The sequence below is a fragment of the Bradyrhizobium sp. B124 genome, assembly GCF_038967635.1.
In the GTDB taxonomy this organism is placed as follows: Bacteria; Pseudomonadota; Alphaproteobacteria; order Rhizobiales; family Xanthobacteraceae; genus Bradyrhizobium.
The window spans coordinates 7,475,754-7,491,813 of record NZ_CP152413.1 but is presented as its reverse complement, the minus strand read 5'-3'; the positions used below and the strand labels follow the sequence as shown (position 1 = coordinate 7,491,813).

General features: G+C 58.5%; 13 protein-coding genes and 2 pseudogenes. 4 read left to right on the top strand and 11 right to left on the bottom strand.

What is annotated here, in order from left to right:
• Positions 1–144: 144 nt before the first annotated feature.
• The 3 genes from AAFG13_RS35615 to AAFG13_RS35605 all read right to left on the bottom strand — a co-directional run bounded on the left by AAFG13_RS35615 (position 145) and on the right by AAFG13_RS35605 (position 3,213).
• Entirely contained in the window at positions 145–630 is a 486-nt protein-coding gene (locus tag AAFG13_RS35615; protein WP_342709743.1) for a 50S ribosomal protein L11 methyltransferase, read from the bottom strand.
• Positions 631–1,724: 1,094 nt separating this feature from the next.
• A complete protein-coding gene (locus AAFG13_RS35610) occupies positions 1,725–2,525 on the bottom strand; it encodes a glycosyl hydrolase (protein ID WP_342709742.1) in 801 nt (266 codons plus the stop codon).
• A gap of 247 nt (positions 2,526–2,772) precedes the next feature.
• Positions 2,773–3,213: a VirK family protein gene (locus AAFG13_RS35605; RefSeq protein WP_342709741.1), complete on the bottom strand. Its 441-nt coding sequence runs from the start codon at positions 3,211–3,213 to the stop codon at positions 2,773–2,775.
• 2,592 nt (positions 3,214–5,805) lie between these two features.
• On the opposite strand from AAFG13_RS35605, the gene AAFG13_RS35600 reads away from it, so the two are divergent.
• Genes AAFG13_RS35600 through AAFG13_RS35590 form a run of 3 tightly spaced genes read left to right on the top strand, consistent with a single transcriptional unit; the run spans position 5,806 to position 8,653 of the window.
• The gene (locus AAFG13_RS35600) at positions 5,806–6,495 is read left to right on the top strand and encodes a response regulator transcription factor (RefSeq protein WP_342709740.1); all 690 of its coding nucleotides are present in this window, start codon (positions 5,806–5,808) and stop codon (positions 6,493–6,495) included.
• Positions 6,496–6,522: 27 nt separating this feature from the next.
• Positions 6,523–7,977, top strand: coding sequence for a type II and III secretion system protein family protein (locus AAFG13_RS35595; RefSeq protein ID WP_342709739.1), 1,455 nt, complete (start codon positions 6,523–6,525; stop codon positions 7,975–7,977).
• A 10-nt stretch (positions 7,978–7,987) separates the two neighbouring features.
• A complete protein-coding gene (locus AAFG13_RS35590) occupies positions 7,988–8,653 on the top strand; it encodes a CpaD family pilus assembly lipoprotein (RefSeq protein ID WP_342709738.1) in 666 nt (221 codons plus the stop codon).
• Positions 8,654–8,708: 55 nt separating this feature from the next.
• Here the strand turns inward: AAFG13_RS35590 and AAFG13_RS35585 are convergent.
• A pseudogene (locus AAFG13_RS35585) lies at positions 8,709–9,434 on the bottom strand (IS5 family transposase).
• A 651-nt stretch (positions 9,435–10,085) separates the two neighbouring features.
• Here AAFG13_RS35585 and AAFG13_RS35580 point away from each other — a divergent pair.
• Complete coding sequence (locus AAFG13_RS35580; protein ID WP_342709736.1) at positions 10,086–10,265, top strand: transposase; 180 nt, start codon at positions 10,086–10,088, stop codon at positions 10,263–10,265.
• Here AAFG13_RS35580 and AAFG13_RS35575 read toward each other — a convergent pair.
• The 7 genes and pseudogenes from AAFG13_RS35575 to sctQ all read right to left on the bottom strand — a co-directional run.
• Positions 10,265–10,498 (bottom strand): annotated as a pseudogene (locus AAFG13_RS35575) (site-specific integrase); the annotation flags it as partial. The gene AAFG13_RS35580 and the pseudogene AAFG13_RS35575 overlap by 1 nt on opposite strands.
• 648 nt (positions 10,499–11,146) lie before the next feature.
• Positions 11,147–11,950: an effector protein NopP gene (locus AAFG13_RS35570; protein ID WP_342709735.1), complete on the bottom strand. Its 804-nt coding sequence runs from the start codon at positions 11,948–11,950 to the stop codon at positions 11,147–11,149.
• A gap of 194 nt (positions 11,951–12,144) precedes the next feature.
• A complete protein-coding gene (locus AAFG13_RS35565) occupies positions 12,145–13,182 on the bottom strand; it encodes an EscU/YscU/HrcU family type III secretion system export apparatus switch protein (RefSeq protein ID WP_342709733.1) in 1,038 nt (345 codons plus the stop codon).
• Complete coding sequence (gene sctT, locus AAFG13_RS35560) at positions 13,179–14,000, bottom strand: type III secretion system export apparatus subunit SctT (RefSeq protein WP_342709732.1); 822 nt, start codon at positions 13,998–14,000, stop codon at positions 13,179–13,181. Before sctT ends, AAFG13_RS35565 begins: the two co-directional genes overlap by 4 nt.
• A gap of 10 nt (positions 14,001–14,010) precedes the next feature.
• The gene (locus AAFG13_RS35555) at positions 14,011–14,286 is read right to left on the bottom strand and encodes a flagellar biosynthetic protein FliQ (RefSeq protein ID WP_342709731.1); all 276 of its coding nucleotides are present in this window, start codon (positions 14,284–14,286) and stop codon (positions 14,011–14,013) included.
• 2 nt (positions 14,287–14,288) lie between these two features.
• On the bottom strand, positions 14,289–14,954 hold the full coding sequence (sctR, locus tag AAFG13_RS35550) for a type III secretion system export apparatus subunit SctR (RefSeq protein WP_342709730.1): 666 nt from the start codon (positions 14,952–14,954) through the stop codon (positions 14,289–14,291).
• A complete protein-coding gene (sctQ, locus tag AAFG13_RS35545; RefSeq protein WP_342709729.1) occupies positions 14,947–16,023 on the bottom strand; it encodes a type III secretion system cytoplasmic ring protein SctQ in 1,077 nt (358 codons plus the stop codon). The genes sctR and sctQ overlap by 8 nt, the downstream gene beginning before the upstream one ends.
• Between the last annotated feature and the right edge of the window lie 37 nt (positions 16,024–16,060).

The following is a 16,060-nucleotide window of genomic DNA, read 5'->3' as shown; positions in this document are numbered from 1 at the left end:
TGTGATCTCCCTCAAATTTATGGGGGCTGCATTACCGCATTGACCTCATGCGGGTAGCCTTCGGTGTGAAAACGCCGATCCAAACAGGACCAGTACTGAACCGGCACTTCAAAAAGTTGATCGGCAGCAGCAGCGGAAGAGGCTTCACCGAACCGTGAACTCCCAGATGATGCGGATGTGCCCTCCTTCAATCGATGGACGGAACATATGCATGTTTCTAACGCGCAACTTACTGTCATCGATCAAGTTCAGGACGCGCCCGATATCTCCCTGATCAGAAAAGACCACATACATCCGGCAATCAGGATTGAGCCAGATGTGTGCTCCCCCTAGAGCTGAGGCCATGGCCCTGTGATCTTCGTCAAAGCAAGAGCGCTCCAGGTCGTCCTTTGCTTTTCGGTTCCAATACGGGGCGGCAAAGAGAATGAGGTCAAATTTTTCTTTAGGCTGCAGCGCAGAATAAATGTCACTGAGGCGCGCTTCTGCGCGCTCGAAATAACCTAACCGCTCGATGTGTAACTTTGTGGTGAGAACGGCTTGCGGATTAATATCGAGAGCCACCAGGCGTTCTGCCCCAGCGCGGAGTGCCGCCAGCCCCAGCACACCTGATCCGCATCCCAGATCTAACACTGTTGCTCCCGGAGATCAGCGATCATTGCGTCTACGTCGGTCGTTTGGCGCCGCGCCGATATGCCTGAGGAGGCAATCATTTCAACTCTCCAGTTCGGTAGCGCGTTAGGCAGCTGCTTTGCGTCATCGTCGTCCCGTCCGATCGATGGAATGCCCGATTGGGCGAGTACGGCAGAAGTTGCACGGTCGGTGCTCTGTACAGCGCACACCGGTTTAAAGAAGTTGCGAACATGGTTTGTCCTGTGTGTCTGAATGCGCTCGGCCTTCGCTGACTATCGTTTCAATAGCAACGGCCGTGCCATCAGCATTCAAAACGCTCGGCTTCTGATTTTTCTTGAAGAACGCCTGGGGTGTTCTGCCGCCCAGCGTGTCGGCGCCAGTGTCAGAAACCGAACACATATAACCAAGTTGGTGTACGAACGGCTTCGTGTCGCGGCCTTTCTCACAGCAGTCGACCAAAAAGCAGAAGTTACGGACGTTTCGGCGAAAGCTCGTCAGAAACGGTCAACACTTCGCACAATTCACGGTTTTGATGCCGCCCAAATGGCTATCTGGCTGATCAGGGAGCGATACGTCGCCCCGCGCCGGTTTTGCACTGCGACCGATCGGAAACTCGCCCAACAGCATACTGGCCAATGCGATCATAGCGCGTGATCACCGCCATCGGATTCGGGAGGTTAAGACGGTCACGATTATCAGTGCAGCGGTATGCGGCAAATTGGAGCTCAAATCCGCAACTGATCGCTTTCTTTTGTCATCCGACGTTTCCTAGGTGGAGAGGCCGATGATGCAGCGTCTTTCGAGAAGAGTTTCGTGCTGGCCTTTGTTCATTCTACCTCTCACCAGGCCACGTCGGGTTTTGTAGGGCTAACGTTATTGGCCGCCGTCAATCGCGCAGGCATCGGGTCGTCAGCAACTCCCACAGGCACCTGAACCCGACGAGTTTTTTGACGCCGACGGGAGGTGCGGCCTCCAAGAGGCTCGCCTGTGGTGATCGATATGCTCCCAAGCCTGGTCGTAAGCGGCAAGCTGAGGTCGTCGGTCGGAGTGGCTCAACGGCATAAGCGCAAATCACCTCACTGCCCGCGCCATCTTCACTTCGAGGTCACAGACCAGTTGTTGAAGTTGAAATTCATCCCCCCCGGGGAAGAGGTAATCTCGACGCCGTATTGAACCGCACCGACGTTTATGTCGCCAAAGTATCCCTTCGACTTGATCCACTGCAGGATGCTCTTGATGTCCACTGTCCCGCTGTTGGTTTTCGAAGTGCGCAGCAATGAGATGACCTTGTGACCATTGAAGCCTTCAAATACGTTCCAAGTCGCCCCGCCTACATTGACGTTGCTGTAGACCGGGATCGCCGCACCGGAAGGGGCATAATGATATGAAATGGGCTTAACGTTGCCGCTTCCGTCCGAGTTTCCGGTGTAGTTCGTCCAGAGCATTATCTCATGCTGGTTTGAGCTGTCCCAGATATCGTAGGCGAAGTCCCAGGCGCCGCCGGGAGGAACATCCTGATTGAAGCTCGAGGTCAGAGTGTTGATTGAGCTGAGCCGTTTTCCGATATTGAAAGCCTCGTGCGGATAGCTCTTGATGCCGGCAGTATTCGGCTGGTTCGACCAAACGCCCCACTGGTTGACTGCCCTCACCGAAATCGCTTGAGGCCCAGCGCCCGGCCCCCATACGTCGTTGTTCCAAGAGTAGCCCTCGCGTGAAAAGGTCCCGTATGGAGCGCTCGAACTCCAAATCGGCGCCCTTGCCGGTACAGGCGCGCCAGATGGTGACCCGGCTCCATTCAAGGCCTGCCTGAACAGATTATGATCCTCCTGTGTCCGAACGTATCCCGTTGGGGACGCCACTGGCGAGCGGGCACCGCTGATCCGACTGGAATCCATAAAGCTCTCTTTCTGGTTATGAGAACACCGTCTCTTGCAGATTCGCCGAGCGAGCCGCCGAGGTTCGTGAGTTAGATGGCATCGGTATCTAGAGATCAGGTCCGAATGCTAGGAAGGTTGCCTTTCGAGGAGCTGACGAACTCGAGGAAAACGGTGGACCCGCGCCCGGAAGAGCTGTGATGGGGAAATGCGATCCAGCGGCCGCCCCTCGCTCCACGCTCCAACGCCTCTGTCACAACTTGCGCCTTTACCAGATGAACTTCGCGCCATCAGGCAGTTCGCATATGAATTCGCCCTGGTTCACGAGTTCGGTCGTCCCGACGACAAGCTTGGACGCCCGCACTGTGAGCTTGCCTTCGCGGCTGAGGCTATGGCGAATGTATTCGGTCACAGCGTGTCCGGAGCTGTCCACCGTTTGGTGCGCATTGGCAAAGCTGATACCGTTTTGGGCGGTCACCCTGAAGGCATTGATGACCAGACCACCCTGCGTCGCCGGCCCAGGCTTGCCACCCTCGACGGTGGTGCAGTGATTCATGTCCAGTATGAGCTTCACATTCTTGCCGGTCTGCAGGGCATTGAAAACTTCGGCGTATTTCGGCGAGGGCTCATCGGCCCTGGCCATCGGGCTCATGCTTGGCGCCGAAAGCAAGGACAATAGGATCGACAGGCCTTTGCCGGTAAACTTCATATGTTCATCTCCCTCGGTAAGAACCACAGATCGCACAGGCGCGACATTGCAAACCGTCATGCTCGCAAGTTGTTTGGCGAATTCCAGACCCAGACATCAAGCGCGGTCGCGCTTGCGACAAAGAACAGCCTGTCGCGACCAGGCGCAAGTGGTCGTGACGGCTATTCCAACGTCACAACCTCGTAGGTCAGGTTTGCTAAAAATGGCCTCCCCTCGTGGGAAGACGCTGAAACGATTTGATCGGGAGGCGGCCACTTGGAAACCACCGACCGCAACGGTCGAGCTAATCAAACGGAGTCCGATATGGTTGAGAGGATGCGGCTCTCACATATGCGTAAGCGCGGGATTTCCGGAGAACACTTCGACCAGCCCGCATCTTGCGAGCTTGTTCACGTTGATACTGGGATCGCCGCTCTGCCAGCGAAACAATAGGTTCAAAATGAGGTTGGCGACGAACCTGACGCGGCGGCACGAACAAGTTTTGCTCAGTCAAAGCACCTGATCTCGGCCTCGTCTAAACAAGAATGCCAGATGGCGCAAAGCAGCGTCAGCGACTTTTGATCTACCGCTTTGCGCGGCATCCGTCCGGCTGACGGCCTGCCTCACTGAACCGAATCCATCCGGCACCCCTCAAGCGGGTACGGGCTTCTTTCCTCGTCCGTCAACTTTTCGAAAGCTGTACCTGAAAGAATGTGCACGAACCACCCGTACGAGCGCAGGCCTCACGCACCTTACTCGAGCAGCCTGCGCATCAAGCTACCAGCAAACGGCTGAAGCGGCGCCGCATCCTAAGAGCGGACCCGACGTCTGGGGCCCGCTAAAACCGCTCCAAGTCGTTCTTTGGCGTTGCCCGTTCGGGCGCTTCAGGCGTCCCGGCATAGACCCGATCGCCGCGGCCACTTTCGAAGACCCGGCTCGGTGACGTGATGCGGTGAAAGCCTAGCTTCCACTCATGGCTGTCTCAGCCTGATACTGGACGCGCGTCGACGAGAGGACCGTCAGCCGCGATCGTACTATTAAGCGCAGTAAAAGCCGCGACAGCCATGGCAAGCGGTGTCGCGCTACGACCCATCCGCAGCCTGAATGCGTTCCATCAAAACAATCGATTTTGTCGATCTTGCCTGAAGGCCCCATAGTCGGGGCCGAGCTTGGGGGCAGCGTCCAAGAATGTGGTGTGACGATCGATTCTCTACTTCAGTCCCTTTCCGGTCAACTTGACCTGGACAATCGCATGTCTGCATTTAACGCAATGCCCACGTGTCTGACATCGCGCGGCTAGCCATAGTTTGCTTGCTGATTGTCACGTGAAAGACGATCGAGCAATCGCACGGTCCCAGCGTCAAAGCTTGTTTTAGCGAGTAGCAAGAACGACTGAGACCTTACAACTGCCATCGGCTGCAGCTCAAGCTGCACCGCCCAGGATTTGGAGAGACGAAATGCTCACAAGCTGGAGAAAGCGAGGCCGACCGCGATCCGCAGGTCGATCGCCGTGTCCAGACTGTGTCGTTGTCCCTTCAGGATGCCGCACCTTTGAGGGTACTCCTGTGACCAACTGTTAAAGGCACTTGAATCCCACCTAACGTCAGATTGTAGGATTTCCGACAACATCGCGACATAGAACCCCGCTCGCGCGAACACTTCCTGACAGGTAGCAAGAATTGCGAACGTCCCTAAATCTCAACGCCGCACCGCCCCCTCCCGTCACGCGGGTCGATCACTCCTCTCGAAGGCGTGTTCTCGACACCGCCTATGTTCAGGACGGAGGAACCATCGCCGCCCCTGTCAAAGCCGGAGCAGGATGTAGCCGTCGCGTTGAAAGCGGGGTGTGTTTGCCTCGCACTGTCCGTGCACAACTCAACTCAAAGTTCGAGCTTCGATCATTCGGCCGTCGTTCATCTCAAGTGATAAGATGCAACTGGCGCAACGACCTCAACCAGAGGCGGCATGGCCGCGGCGTGCGGTCCTATCCGGGCTTCGTTTGCTGCTTTCGATGGGGTGCAGCGTCCGAGACATCGGACGCGGCCGAGGGTCAGCATCGTTGGCGTCCTTCATGTCTATCACCGGCTAGCGAAAGGTTTTCTCCCTAGCCGCGAAGGCGCATCGATCATTTCGTCGCGCATCGCGGCCTCTGGAGGCATCGGCCAGATGCGGGCGTGAACTGTCTTCACGCGGAACACTTGCTTTGTCATGACCTGGCGACGCCACAGGCTTCATAGCATAGCAATGCCGACCGCGGGACTGAGGTAAGGTGGCGGGGTATCCAAATGTCGGTTTCGCTAGACTATTCAGCCACAAATCCAGCCGCTCTCCCTGCTGCTACTGCTTTGGGCCTCGTCAATGATCTCGAGGTTCTTCCCGGCACAGAGGGTGCGTTGAGCATCGCCGACAACATATGCAGTTCCGGGCAGGCCGTCGCATCTTTCCATCCGGCGACAAGGGAATCATCGGGATTGAGCGCGCGCGATCATGCTCCGCTTCGGCGCTCTCCGGCTTCGGTATTCACGTCAGAGCGGGCGTGTCTGAGTTTCGTCGAACCTCCTGGTCAACCGTGACGCGCTCAGGTTTTGGCGCGGATGGACGAGAGGCGATGAAATGCGAATTCTCCTGGTTGATCATCATGCGGATTTTGCCCGCGCTGTGAAGGAAGCGCTCCTGAATTGCGGGTTCGCCGTTGACGTGACACGTACCCTGGATGAGGCGGCGGCCGCGCTGGATTGCGCCAGCTACCACATTCTCTTGCTCGACTCGGTTTTGCCGGATGGAGACGGCTTGGACTGGCTGAAGCAATTGCGGCGCGAGGGACGTTCAATGCCTGCCATGATGATGAGCAGTTTCAATGATCTCAGCCGGCGGATTGCGATCTTTAATGCGGGTGCGGATGATTTCCTGGCCAAGCCCGTCGCTATCGACGAACTCATTGCTCGCATGCGGGCCATCTTGCGACGGTCAACGCAAATGACGGCGCCGGTCGTGACCTTCGGCAATCTGCATTTCGACCCGATCGGGAGGCAAGTCTCGGTCGGCGGTCGAATACTGAGAATTGCGCGCCGGGAAGTGTGCATCCTTGAACATCTGCTCAACCGCGCCGGCCGCACGGTACCGCGCGCGTCACTGGAGGATAGCCTGTATGCGTTCGACGACGAGGTCTCGACCAATGCGCTGGAAGTCGGGATCTATCGCTTGCGCACGCATTTGAACCAGGCGGGTGCGACGCTAAGGATCAAGACCGCGCGCGGTGTCGGTTACACCCTTGAACTCATTGGCGCAGCATCGGCCGCCTAGCCGATCGAACTTGAAAGTAACAATCCCTTGAAGGTCGCTAACAATGCCGCCGGCGCTGATGAGCCGTCGATGGTCGCCAGCGCGCCGCGCTCGGCCATTTTTCTCCGTTTCTGCCACACCCTCTGCGCGCTCGCTCTGCTATTTCCACTTGCTGTGGCAGCCCAGACCAAGCGGGATGGCAAAGGAGAGCCGCCGCGCGCGGCGCTTGGCAGCACCACCGGCACGCTGAACCTTACTTCCTCACAGGGCAAGACGATTCATCTGACTGCACCAGCGGCGAGCATCTTTGTTGCCGACCCGACGATCGCGGATTACCAGGCGCCGTCGAACACGACGATCTTTGTGTTTGGCAAAAAATCCGGACGGACCAGCCTGTTCGCCCTGAACGACAACGGCGAGGCTCTGGCCGAGCTACGTGTTGTCGTCACGCAGCCGATCGAGGACCTCCGAGCCACGCTGAGAGCCGAGGTCGGCGACTATCCGATCCAGGTCAGCTTCACGCCGCGCGGGGCGATCCTTAGCGGCACGGCGCCCAATGCCGATGTCGTCGAGACTGCCAAGAAGGTCGCCGAGCAGTTTCTTGGTGCGGGTGCGCTGGTTGTCAACAAGATCCAGGTGGCCGGCTCATTGCAGGTGAACCTCAGTGTGCGGGTGGCAGAAGTCTCCCGTAGCGCCGTCAAGGATCTCAATATCCACTTCACGGCCTCGGGTCCAAACGGCGCTTTCCTTGTCAGCGGCAAAGATGGCGGGTCTGGCGCGGCTGGCGGCGGCGGCACGATCGGTATCGGGTTTAGCGCCGGCAATACCAACCTGAGCGCCGTTCTCGATGCGCTCGCCAGCGAGCACCTCGCCTCGATCCTGGCCGAGCCGAATCTGACGGCGATGTCCGGCGAGTCCGCGAGCTTCCTGGCCGGCGGCGAATTTCCCATTCCGGTCATGCAGGACAATCGGCAGGTTTCGGTGCAATTCCGGCAGTTCGGTGTGAGCCTCGAGTTCGTTCCGACGGTTCTCAACAACAATCAGATCAACGTCCGCGTGAAGCCCGAAGTCAGCGAACTGTCGACGGAAGGTGAGGTCAAAATCAACGGCATGGCGGTCCCCGCCCTGTCGACGCGGCGGGCCAGCACCGTTGTCGAGCTCGCCAGTGGTCAGAGCTTTGCAATCGGTGGGCTCATCAGGCGCAACTTCAACACTGACGTCGGCGAGTTTCCGTGGCTCGGCGACGTGCCGATCCTCGGTGCGCTTTTTCGCTCCTCATCGTTTCAAAAACGCGAAACCGAGCTGGTTATCATTGTCACGCCTTACATCGTGCGACCGGGATCGAACCTGACCCGAATGAGTGCACCGAGCGACCGCATCGCTCCGTCCTCGGACGCGGGGCGCATTTTGACGAACACGCTGGCACGGCCACCCCGAGACCGCGATGCGCCCCGCACGAGCGCACCAGGCCTGACGGGCAGTGCCGGCTTTATCATCGAATGAGGATCGTCAAATGACCTTGCGACATTTGTGCCATTTGATCGCTGTTGCGGCAACATTAGGCGGATGTGCAAACAGTGCTTCGATCCATTCCGGGCCGGCTGAACAAACGATCGAGGTGGAGCAGAAGAGCAGTGTCTTGTTCTTGCCGAACCTTCGTGGCTCCGAAAGGCATCGGCTGCGGAGTTTCATTGCGAGTGCCAGTGGCGGCCGGCGGGATGCGCTACATGTGGATGTCACTGGCTCACCCCGCCTTATCGCACAGGTGGCCCACGAGGCCCGTGCCATGGGCGTTGCCCCCTATAACATCCGTCTGTCCGCCTCCCCCCTCGATCTGCCCGCCCGTTTCGGGGTGAGGATCGAGGCGATCACCTATGAAGCCCATCCTCCTGTCTGTCCGTCGATTTCCATCGTCGGGCCCGCAGCAAACGATAATTCGTTCGACCCGACGCTTGGCTGCTCGACCCGAAACAATCTGGCTGTCATGGTCAACGATCCGCTCGACTTGCTGGACAATCGATCTGTCATAACAAGTAGTGGCGATCGTGCCGCCACCCCGGTTGCCAATTACGGGACCCTTGCCCCGCGCAACAAGAGCAACGGAGACGATGGATCGAGCAGCAGGGCAGCGCCGGAAGCCCCCGCGGGGGCAACGAGGGACGTGCAGCCGGTTTGGTGATGGGCGTTCGCAATCGCGGCGCCACGGGCCAAGATGATCTAGGGTCTGTTTGGATTCATCGTGAATTTGTCACGGCGGCGGTGAGATTGATCATTGCTTCGAAGCTGAGGTCAGTTTTGTCGGCTCGCATGGCGATACGCTTGAATTCCTTGAGCTTGCAGAAGAGGTTTTCGATCAGGTGCCGCCATTTGTACATTTCCTTGTCGATGGCGAGAGGATTTGCGCGCCGCGGGTGCTGGGAGATGACAACCTTGGCGCCGCGTGCGTCGACGTCGGCGATGATTGCGTTACTGTCGAACGCCTTGTCTGCAATCAGCGCATCGAAGGCCAGCCCTTCGATCAGCGGCGGGATACCGCAGCAGCACGAAGCGCACGAGATTGCCGAGCGTCGGTCAGTGCCAGGATTTTGGTGGTCATTCCACCTTTCGAGCGGCCGATGGCCTGGTTTTGCGTCCCCCTTTTGCGCCCTGTCCGTGGCGGTGGACTTTGACGATGGTGGCATCGACCATGACACATTCCATGTCCGGCTCGTCTGAAACTGCATCAAACATGCGCTTCCAGACGCCCGCCTTCGCCCAGTCGCGAAAGCGCGTGTACGCAGTTATCCAGTTGCCGAAGGCGCGCGGAAGATCGCGCCACGGACTGCCCGTGCGGGCAATCCACAGCACGCTTCGACAAACAGCCGGTTGTTATTGCCGCTCCGGCCGGGATCGCCCGGCTTGCCAAGACACAGCGGCTCCATCTTCGCCCATTGGGCGTCAGTCAAAACGAATCGGTCCATCCCAAGCTTGAATCACAACCAAGCCAGGATGAGAATCTGGAGGGTTCTGTGAGGTCGCGCTCACGCGAGGGCGCGGCAGGCGCTTATGACGCGACCTCATTGAAGCCGGATTGAACGAAGGCGCGGGAGGCTATGCGCGGTTTTGCAGCTATGGGGATTGTTCGAGATCGCAATGCCCGATCTGCTGGCTCGGCGCGAGAGGCAGAGAAACGGGATGTGCGCATCGGGGAAGAGTTGAGGTCAGACGCGCTTCGCCGGAGATCGCGATAGGCTTTTTGCTGCATCGGACGGTTGTTGTGGCGCGGTGTGACAGCACGGATTCGACATCGTCCGCGATGATCGAGACGCTGGGAGCGAAATGACGAATGATGATCGTCGTGCACGGCATGACTTGGCTTACGATGTGTCGCATCGGAACGGTGATGTTCGAGGGCTGGGGCGTCTGAAGGTATGTCGAAAGCGCTCAATGATGCGCATGACGCCACCACAATCGGGACAGGCAGGAGCCTCGGCCCAGGTTTGAGCTTCCGAATCCACAGGCGACGGCTCGCCATCGTTTGGCGCTGTCCGCCCACGATCGAGAAGTTTGCAGCAAAGGGCGAGTTTGGCAGCGCGATGGCCGTTGGCCATGAAGCCGAAGTGGCGGATGCGATGGAAGCCATTGAAGAGCCGCGCCGCGCTCACAACCGCCTATGCGGCCGGCTCAGGGCCTCGGAGGTTGCGGGACTGCGGATCGAAGACATCGACAGCGCCCGCGGCGTCATCCAGGTGGTGTTGGCCTATCTCGGCCGCTACACCCATCGCGTCGCCATCGCCAACAGCCGGCTCTAGAAAAACCGTAGCGCACAGACGATCTGGTTCAGCGCCGGCCATGATATGCCGGTCGAGACCAGATGCACCTGGAAGGCGCGGACGTCTTCCAACTCTAACCGGTCAGGTGATCGGCCAAAATAGCGGCTGAACTTCGAAGCCGCGCTGATGTAGGATCGCTGCGTCGCCGGCGACAGATTGCGGACGGTCATGTCTTCGATCATGCGGCGGCGAAGAGGGCTCAAATCGGCCATCTCGATACTCCTGTCTGAGGGGGTGGGCTCCAACACCCACATCCTTCAGCCAGGAGGCGATCTACGCCACCTTGCCCCTTACGCCGCGGCAACGGCTTCGTTCAATCCTAATAAAAATTCTAACAATCTGCCAAAGTAGTGTTAGGGCGCGGATTAAGGCGCAGCCATAGCCTGACTGACGCGAGTTGAACGAAGGCAAGGTAGTTGTCCTGACATCTGCTCCATTTTTTGATCTTCGCATCCAATGCCGGCGAGCCCGGGTGGATGGTCTCGTTGCTCGATGAGTTGGCCCGACACTTCTCGAGATTACCGCCTACGAAGAAAACGGCCAACGAAGCCCTCCTCACCCAGGCAACCCGGAAAGATCCCGAGCCATTCTGATGGCGAGGACACAATGACGCTGGCGCCTGCCATAGGCAATCCGCTCCTCCCGCCCGGGCGGGAGTCGAAAACTCCGGCTGGAAGCCGGAGTTTTCTTTTGTGCTATTATAGGCACCAGCTCTCGTAAACCGCCGCCAGTACAGTGCACCTCACGGCTTAAGCCGAATTGGCTTGGGCTTCGTTCCGTCCAAGGCTCGATCGTAAGCCGCAGGTGTCGGTTGGTCTGCGCTCCTGCTCCACCTCAAATGGATTGGTAGAGATCTCACGTCACATGAAGTCTCCATCCGAGTCGGACTCTGATGAAGGTTCATCATCGCTCGCCGCTTTGGAGAGATACATCGAAGAATTGGTTGCGCGCTGCCATTCACCATCCCTATATCTCCACTGGCTGGACTGGGTGGGATCAAGTACCATATCATCGGGATCCACATGAACGAAGCCCAGTTGTTCTGCACGGGCTCTCGCTTCGTCATTGGCAGGACGCCAGTTCACTAGCGGCCGTTCGCCGTCTCGCCGTAGTTGGTGCTCGAGCAGAATATCGCCGGCGTTACCGACGAGCGGATGTGCAACCTGAAAATCCACGATTGATGTGACATCAGTCCGTCCGGGAAACAGTTCTCGCCACCGCTGGCTGGTGAACTCAGTCGCCATAGGAAATCCGGCTTCCGTTCTTTGGAGGCCGACGCTCGTATTTCCTAGTTGGTAGCTGTAATATCGCGCGGCATCGGAATCCCTTCGGATCGCGAAACTTCTGGCGGTATCCGCGGTGCGATTAGCTCTTTCGGATACAAATTCTGAGTATTCCTGCGGATTGTTGGCGATACGATCGATTTCTTCACCATGAAAGCTCCTCACCCGTTCCCGGAATTCGGCCCGGTCGATCTCAATAACGGGAGGTCTTGAGTTGAGGTAATAACTCGGCTGCGAGGATGAGCTGGCACCCGAGTCCTGCAATCCCATTCTACGGAACGCGTCCGCAAAATCGTCGGCATTCCTGTGCTCCGGGGAGCTAGCGTAATGATACTCATCGTAGGATGGAACATGCGACGTATTGTTAACTCGATCGTCCATGACGACCACACTCCTATGGCGGTTGCATTGTGTTTCAGGTCGTTAGACCTGACTCCGCAGATAAGCAGCTTAGCTGTCCGTAAGCTGACGCCGAGAAATTAACGGAAAACTAGGTGTTTGGCCCCGGCATTTCTGCAGCGGATTGAGTTTGAATCGTTCCGGCTTGGAAATTCAATCCTGAATCCAAACAGACCCTAGACCAGCCCGGCGGCATAGAGCGCTTTTGCAACCGACTCGAAGTACTGCGAAGGAACCGGATTGCCGAGCCTTGCTTTGCCCAGGAGCTGGCGCGCCAAGACGTCGTCATCCACAATACTGAGGCGGAGCGCGCGCGCCTCATGAAGCAGCCGTGAAGCAGCCTCGCCTTCGCCACGGCAGACCAAGACCGGCACGCCGGTTTCGCCGCGAACATAGCGCAGCCCAACGAAAGCTGCGGGTCCCCTCAGTATCAATGTGGCGCGATGAACGCCGAGCGGAGCCTCGTTCGCGGACTCCTGCCGCAGACGCCGGTGTTCACGCTTCACCTGCGGACTGCCTTGCTGTTCCTTGTTCTCGCGCTTAGCCTCGGTTTCCGTCATGCGCATGTCCTGCATAAACAACCAGCGCTGGATCAGAAGGTCAGCCAATCCGCCGACCAGAAAGGCCCCCCCGGCAATCCCGGTCAGCAGTTTGACCTCGCTGAAGACGAATCCGAGGCAGCCCATGCCGCAGACCGGCAAGTACACCAGCGCTTTCCAGCTCGCGGTAACGGTGATGAAAAAACACGCCCCGAGGAGCACCACCTTCACCAGCGTCTTGCCAAGCTCGATGAACGAACGTTTCGATGCGATCCGCTTCAAGCCTTTGATGGGATCCAGTTTCTCAAGCTTCGGTTTGAGCGGCTCTAAGGCAAACATGAAGCCACCATTGGCCAGAACATTCGCCAGAAGGGCTGCTGCCACGCTGCACGCGAGCAATGGTCCGACCGATGCAATCGAAAGTTCCAGCAAGCCGTTGAGCGCTTGCGAAACGGCGCTATTGAAGGGCTGCTCCTGCAGTTTGTCGATCAGTCGGATCGTTTCCTGCCACTTGTCTTCGATCGCCTCCGCTCTCCACCACAGACAGCCGAAACCGGCGCATGCGCTCACCCCGCTCACCAAATCGGAGCTGCGCGCGGTCTGCCCTTTCTTGCGCGCATCGCGTAGCTTCTTGGCAGTCGGAGGAAGCTTTTTCTCCTCGCTCGTACCGCTCATTTCAAGAGCTTCTTCAGATACTCGAGCACGTTGTTCGACGTGAGGATTTCAGTTCCCGCGTATTCAAGGAGATAGACGGTGTAGCTGACCATGATGAGCCCGAAGGCGACATTCTTGATCGTCGGGGAGAGATCGTTCAGCTTGAGCTGCGATGCAAAGCGGCCGAGCATCATGACCGAGACGTCGATCAGCAGTAGCAACGCCAGCACCGGCCCGGCGACCAGCAGCGTCGTTCGCATGATATGATCGAGAAGGGTTAGACATTCCATTGCCCCTTGCGCCGTCACCGCAGGCAGGAACTGATACACGGGCCAGATCCGATAGCTGCCATAAAGGCTTCTCACCATGGTCTGGAGGCCGCCGGCCAGAACGAAGATCGTGACAGCAGTAATGCCAAGAAAAAGCCCGGTCCCCGACGCTTGGCTGTGCGTCGCAGGATCCTCCGCCGCGACCTGGCTCGAAATTCCTCGCTGGGTGTCGATGATGTCGCCGACCGCCTGGATACTCCATAGGGGGATACTGAGCAGGATGCCGAGCAGAAGACCGACGAACACCTCCTTCAGACCGAGCATGGTGACGCTGACGAGACGCGTGTTCGGATCCAGCGCCTGCAGGCCGAGCTTGACCTGCGCCAGACACGGCAGGCCGATCACAATCGTCAGGCTTCCCCGGATCAGGCCGCTGATACGCGGCCGGGTAAAGACGGGAAGCACCAGCATGATGCCTAAGGCGCGGGCCGCACTCAGACCGGTTGCGGCGACGAGTTCGATCGCGCTCTTGACGAGAGCTTGCGCATCTGTGGGGGACAGGCCGGCCATCTAAGCTCTGCTAGTATCTCGCCGTGAGCACGGGAAACTCGCTGAAGATGCGCTCGGCCTGTTCGATGAGGGGGGCACTGAGCACCGGAGAAAACCCAGCGAGCACGGCGACGACGACCAGAAGCTTCACCGTCAGGGGCAGGGTTTGATCCTGCAGCTGGGTTGCCGCCTGGACGAGGCCGATGATCAATCCGGAGACCAGAGCTGCGACGAGCGGTGGCAAAACCCAGATCATGAAAAGGACGAGCGATTGGCTCAGGTGCGTGAGGATGCTGGCTTCGTTCATTGTCAACCCGCCGGAGTCGCGTAGCTCAATACTAGCCCGTGCATGAGACGTGACCAGCCATCGATGGTGACGAACAGAAAGAGCTTGAAGGGGACGGATATCACCGTCGGGGACACCATCGACATGCCCATGGCCATCAAAATCGTCGTTACGATCAGGTCGATCGTGATAAAGGGAAGATAGAGAAGAAAGCCGATTTCGAAGCCACGCTTGAGTTCCGAGATCAGGAAAGACGGCACAAGAATCACAAAATCATCAGCCGTGGCGCTGTCGCGCATCTCCTCCGACCAGACATGTTCGGTCGAGGACAGGAAAAACCGGCGCTGCTCTTCATTGGTGAACCTCTTCAGATGTTCGCGCAGCGGCTCCTGCCCCTCCTTGGCGGCGGTCAACCAGTCATCGAAGGTTTGGTAGCGAAGTTGAGGATCGGTCAGGCGGTTGTAGGTCTGCTCAAAGACCGGCGCGCTGACGAAGACGGTCAGGATCAATGCCGCGCCATACAGGACGATGTTCGGCGGTATCGATTGGGTCCCGAGCGCGTTGCGCACCAGGAACAGAACAACGGAGACCTTTATGAAGGCGGTGGTTGTGACCACGGCGAATGCCAGCAGGCCGAGGCCGACCGTCACGGCCAGGAGCGCGAGGATGCTGGGTTGAATCTCAGTCATTGACCGCCAACCTGCCGCGTAACCTGACGGCCAGTTCCTCGCCAATCCGCACGATGTCGCCGCGTCCGATCTGCTGGCCGTTGGCAAGGATATCCACCGGACCGTCGAGCGGCCTGCCAAGTTCGAACACATGGCCTTCGTTGATGCTTCGCAAGGTTCCCAGCGGCATCGGCCAGCGGCCGCATTCGAATACAAGCGTGATCTCGAGATTGTCGATATCGGCCTCAGAGGGGAGCTGCTGCGCTTCGGACTGTGTCGTCATATGTCCACTTTTCAGAGGGTGGGATTGCAAACGGAATGGCCCGCGCAGGATCAGCCTGTCGCCGGCAATCTCTGCAGGGGCCCACAATCGGTTCGCGGTGAGGATGACCTGACCGCGAGCAAAGGGAATTGCATCCGGCAGCAGCGCGTCGCCTTGCTGGGCTCGACGAACAAGACCTATTGTGATGCGCAGCGATCCAATCTGGCCTGCAATGATGACAGGGAGTTCAGGACGAAGCTTGGGCGCCTGTCGCGGCAATCGGCCAAGCAGCTCCCCAAGGGCGCTGAACGCCGGCGGAACCGGACCGTCAAAAGACGAGAATAGAAACAGGCGAGCCTTGCAGGTGAGCGGACCATAGGCGACGTCGAATTCAAGATATGGACCTGACCTCGCCGCTTCATCGGTGCGGATAAGCTGCAAATGCCGTTGGGTCACCCTCTCCAGTGGAGCGAGCAACGGTTCAAGCGCGAGTTCGAGGATCAGCGAACGAGTTGGCTCGGAAGGTAAGGTTAAACCATTCTGCACGGTCGCAATCAGCGCTTCTGCCAGCGGACCGGGCAAGGACAAGACGACCGTTTCGCTGCCGGCGTCAAAGACGCAGTCGAGCATCGATGTCGCAACCGGCTCCGCCTGCCAGACCAGCCGGTTCATGCGCAACGATAACGGTCTATCGCCGAGACGGTTTTGCAGTGGGACGCGGAAAGACGCAATTTCGTTGAGCCACGAGACCACAGCATGAGAGAGGGTCAACGCCGGGCTGAATGGCGCGGGTCCGCCCGGCAACTGTGTCGCAGGCGTCGCTTTCACATCCCCCCCTCGCGCTGGCGTAGGAAAAACGGCCATC

Excerpts from the sequence above, each read along its gene's own strand:
- AAFG13_RS35610 (WP_342709742.1), bottom strand. The coding sequence starts at position 2,525 with ATGGATTCCAGTCGGATCAGCGGTGCCCGCTCGCCAGTGGCGTCCCCA.
- AAFG13_RS35605 (WP_342709741.1), bottom strand. The coding sequence starts at position 3,213 with ATGAAGTTTACCGGCAAAGGCCTGTCGATCCTATTGTCCTTGCTTTCG.
- AAFG13_RS35600 (WP_342709740.1), top strand. The coding sequence starts at position 5,806 with ATGCGAATTCTCCTGGTTGATCATCATGCGGATTTTGCCCGCGCTGTG.
- AAFG13_RS35590 (WP_342709738.1), top strand. The coding sequence starts at position 7,988 with ATGACCTTGCGACATTTGTGCCATTTGATCGCTGTTGCGGCAACATTA.
- AAFG13_RS35580 (WP_342709736.1), top strand. The coding sequence starts at position 10,086 with ATGGAAGCCATTGAAGAGCCGCGCCGCGCTCACAACCGCCTATGCGGC.
- AAFG13_RS35570 (WP_342709735.1), bottom strand. The coding sequence starts at position 11,950 with ATGGACGATCGAGTTAACAATACGTCGCATGTTCCATCCTACGATGAG.
- AAFG13_RS35565 (WP_342709733.1), bottom strand. The coding sequence starts at position 13,182 with ATGAGCGGTACGAGCGAGGAGAAAAAGCTTCCTCCGACTGCCAAGAAG.
- sctT (WP_342709732.1), bottom strand. The coding sequence starts at position 14,000 with ATGGCCGGCCTGTCCCCCACAGATGCGCAAGCTCTCGTCAAGAGCGCG.
- AAFG13_RS35555 (WP_342709731.1), bottom strand. The coding sequence starts at position 14,286 with ATGAACGAAGCCAGCATCCTCACGCACCTGAGCCAATCGCTCGTCCTT.
- sctR (WP_342709730.1), bottom strand. The coding sequence starts at position 14,954 with ATGACTGAGATTCAACCCAGCATCCTCGCGCTCCTGGCCGTGACGGTC.